Origin of the sequence: Synechococcus sp. R8-2 (genome assembly GCF_047461715.1) — a bacterium.
GTDB lineage: Bacteria > Cyanobacteriota > Cyanobacteriia > Thermostichales > Thermostichaceae > Thermostichus.
Window position 1 is genome coordinate 1 of the sequence record NZ_JANSHQ010000334.1, and the last position, 3,105, is coordinate 3,105.

The 3,105-nt window shown below is 57.1% G+C and carries 4 protein-coding genes, 1 tRNA gene and 1 other RNA gene; 2 read left to right on the plus strand and 4 right to left on the minus strand.

Annotated elements, in window-relative coordinates; genetic code table 11:
* Positions 1–127: 127 nt before the first annotated feature.
* Positions 128–541, minus strand: a complete 414-nt coding sequence (atpC, locus tag NW819_RS08580) for an ATP synthase F1 subunit epsilon (protein WP_011433800.1) — start codon at positions 539–541, stop codon at positions 128–130.
* 304 nt (positions 542–845) lie between these two features.
* Here atpC and NW819_RS08585 point away from each other — a divergent pair, with 304 nt between their 5' ends.
* Entirely contained in the window at positions 846–1,484 is a 639-nt protein-coding gene (locus NW819_RS08585) for a Crp/Fnr family transcriptional regulator (protein ID WP_011433798.1), read from the plus strand.
* An 80-nt stretch (positions 1,485–1,564) separates the two neighbouring features.
* Here NW819_RS08585 and ssrA read toward each other — a convergent pair.
* Positions 1,565–1,966: a transfer-messenger RNA gene (ssrA, locus tag NW819_RS08590) on the minus strand.
* Between the two features lie 100 nt (positions 1,967–2,066).
* On the opposite strand from ssrA, the gene NW819_RS08595 reads away from it, so the two are divergent.
* A tRNA-Lys gene (locus NW819_RS08595) sits at positions 2,067–2,138 on the plus strand.
* 2 nt (positions 2,139–2,140) lie between these two features.
* On the opposite strand, the gene gatC is transcribed toward NW819_RS08595, so the two are convergent.
* Positions 2,141–2,434: an Asp-tRNA(Asn)/Glu-tRNA(Gln) amidotransferase subunit GatC gene (gatC, locus tag NW819_RS08600; protein ID WP_414400282.1), complete on the minus strand. Its 294-nt coding sequence runs from the start codon at positions 2,432–2,434 to the stop codon at positions 2,141–2,143.
* Between the two features lie 97 nt (positions 2,435–2,531).
* The gene (locus NW819_RS08605; RefSeq protein ID WP_414350803.1) at positions 2,532–3,053 is read right to left on the minus strand and encodes a photosystem I assembly protein Ycf3; all 522 of its coding nucleotides are present in this window, start codon (positions 3,051–3,053) and stop codon (positions 2,532–2,534) included.
* Between the last annotated feature and the right edge of the window lie 52 nt (positions 3,054–3,105).

The following is a 3,105-nucleotide window of genomic DNA, read 5'->3' on the forward strand; positions in this document are numbered from 1 at the left end:
GGCTTCCCGCCGGTCTAGCTAACAAAGCCAATCCCCAAAGATCGAAAATGGCCCCCTGGCTGCGCCTCAGCCCCTCCATCTCTCCTGCAGCTTGAGCTCCATCTGCAGATCCCGCGCCGGGACAGGGTCAGCTTCCAGTCTTGCTGCCCATCTCGGCAGCTTGGATCAAGGCCCTGGCTCGCTGTTGATCCAACTTGGCTTGCAAGCGCTCTTGCTTGTCGCTGCTGGTATTCAAAACTTTGCTTGCTTCGTCCAAGAGGGCCTGAGCCGCTGCCTTATCCACTTTTTCACCCCGCTCTGCTCGGTTGACCAGGACGGTTACCTCGTTATTTTCGACTTCTGCAAATCCGCCCATGACCGCAATGGCCAACCACTTTCCATCGGCTTTGACCCGCATAACGCCATTGCCGATGGCGGTCAAGAGGGGGGCGTGCCCAGTGAGAATGCCCAATTGGCCCGAAGTGGCAGGGAGGATCACTTCCTCGCTGGGGGCATCCCAAACCGTGCGGTCGGGGGTAATCACACGAACCATCAGCGTCACGACAGATCTCCTGAGGGCTTGAACACTTTCGCGTCGGCGGTGCGGAGCACCCTGCTTCCGATCCTACCGGATCCGGATCCCTGCAGCTTTGCCGGGTTCTCCTTTTGTCTCTTCTCTCGAGGCAGCCACACTTAACCTGTGCATAACTTTGCCTTTACCTCAGGCTGGAAGGCAAGCGCTAAGGTGTTGTCGGGAACACTTATCTCTCGCCCCCACCTCAGCATTGACGGCCAGACCATTGCTGTTGGTTTGTAGAAGGGAGCCCAACGACCGGTGCGCCCAGTTTCCCTAGCGGAGCCAGCCTATGCCTGAAGCGATGCCTAGCCATTTTGCTGCCGGCCTGTCCACACGGGAGCGCCAGCTGCTAGAAGACCTCTACCGAAGCCGCAGTTTATCTCCCTACACTCCCGGCCAGGTTATCCCTCTGTTTCCTGAGGAATGGGTGATCGTCTGTCGGGGCGTGGTACAGTTGACCACCCTCTATCCCAATGGCGGTGAGGCGTTGTTGGGGTTTGCCGGCCCCTCCATGCCCCTGGGATCCCCTCTGACGATGCTGGATCCCTACCAAGCTAAGGCTTTGACGGCAGTTGATGTGCTGCGGCTGCCGGCAGCAGAGGTGGAAGCCTCAGAGATCCTGAGTCAAGGGCTGCTCAAGCAGGTGGTGCGTCGGCTACGCCAAACCGAAGCATTGCTCGCCTTGGCCGGACGGCGGCGGGTAGAGGATCGGCTGCGCCAGTTGCTCTCCCTTTTGGCTGTGGAGCTGGGATCCCCGGTTGCAACAGGGGTGCGCCTGCAAGTGCGCCTTACCCACCAGGACTTGGCCAATGCCATCGGCACTACCCGGGTCACCATTACCCGTCTCCTAAACCGCTTTCGCCAGCAGGGCTGGGTTGCGGTGGACAAAAACCGGCACCTTGTCATCAAACTCGCCCACGCTCCGTAAAACCTTTAGAAACTGAGCAGGATCTGCTCCTAGGGCATGGCTGAAAGCTGGCAGTTTTTGGCTCGTAGTTAACTGCTGGGAGATGGAGCTGACGGGAGTCGAACCCGTGTCCGAGATGGGTACTGAGGGATCACTCATTCACAGGTTTAGCCTCTTTGACCCTCGAGGCGGGGATCGCCGTTTGGATCCCGGCGATGGGAGTTCTCCGCCTAATCTTAGTCTCTCCCTCGACGGAGCCAGAGTAGAGAGCTGCACCCGTTGGGGTTGTGATCCGCCCACTTAACGGGGTCGTGAGCAGATCCTCGAGCTCAGAGTAAGTTTTCGGTTACTGAGCCTTAGGCAGCCAAAGCAGCCGCTTTACGAGCAAAGGGTACGACGTTGTTCGCACGTACTTTTTTGAGCCTGGTGTTAACGGGATAAGCTCAATCCCGACCTGCCTCATGAACCCATGTTCGCCACCCCGTCGAAACCGTTACAGCCCCAGGGTTGACTTGAGTCCAGTATAGCAAGATTTTTGGGGATAAGGCCAGAACCTTTGCGAATGTGACAGAAGCTTTGCTAATATGACGAAGCTGCAAACTTGGGTCGGTAGCTCAGCGGTAGAGCACTCGGCTTTTAACCGATTGGCCCAGGGTTCGAATCCCTGCCGACCCATGTCAGTCTTCTTCTTCCAAAATACGGGGCACCTTGAAGAACATGTCAGCTCGATCAGGGGCGTTGGCCAGGATCCCTTCGATATCCGGGTAGGGCTCGACTTCATCGGGGCGGGTGGGCAGTTCCATGTCCAGGACGTGAAAGGTGGGCTCTACCCCCTCCGTGTCCAGCTCCTTCAGTTGCTCCACGTAGGCCAAGATGTCTGCTAGCTGCTCTGTGAACTGGATCTCTTCCTCCTCGGTCAGCTCCAGACGAGCCAAGTGAGCAACATGTTGGACTTCTTCCCGTTTCAGCATCCTCTCCTCCGGCTCCCAGATTATCGACTTGACTTAGCCCAGGGTAGCCGAGATCAACCGTTCGCGTTAACGGAACGGAGTCCTTCTGCAGGAAAGCTCAGTACACCTCCAGGTTGGCGCGCCCGGTGGTTTTCAGCCAGTTTTGGGCCTCGATGTAGTTGTTGGGGGCAATGCGAATGGCCCGAATCCAGTACTGGGCAGCCTCGTTGAACAGGGCCTCTGCTGTTTCCTCATCCCCGGCTTGCAGGCTCAGCTCGCCCTTGTGGTGCAGCAATACGGCAATGTTGTTCAGGGCAGAGCAAAGTCTTGGGTTTAACTCCAGAGCTTGGTGGTAGTGGTCGAGGGCTTTGTCAAGCTCGCCGTTGCTCTGGTAGATCAGGCCCATGTTGTAGAGAATGTAGCTGCGGTCTTCTTCCCCTTGCTCGAGGGCGAGGGCTTCTCTGTAGTTTTCTAGGGCCTCGGCATATTCTCCTTCGCTCTGAGCGGCCATGCCATCCCGGTAGTAGGCAAAGGCTTTCTTTTCCTCGGAACTCACCCCTGGCAGCAGTTTCAGAATTAGATCGGCCATGACGGTGAAGGTCTTGTCAATGAAGTTGTCGTTCTTCATGCTGCGCGGCATGGCTGACCCCTTTTAAGTTTAGGACTAAGGATCTGATACATTTACGCTGAAC

Excerpts from the sequence above, each read along its gene's own strand:
- NW819_RS08585 (WP_011433798.1), top strand. The coding sequence starts at position 846 with ATGCCTGAAGCGATGCCTAGCCATTTTGCTGCCGGCCTGTCCACACGG.
- gatC (WP_414400282.1), bottom strand. The coding sequence starts at position 2,434 with ATGCTGAAACGGGAAGAAGTCCAACATGTTGCTCACTTGGCTCGTCTG.
- NW819_RS08605 (WP_414350803.1), bottom strand. The coding sequence starts at position 3,053 with ATGCCGCGCAGCATGAAGAACGACAACTTCATTGACAAGACCTTCACC.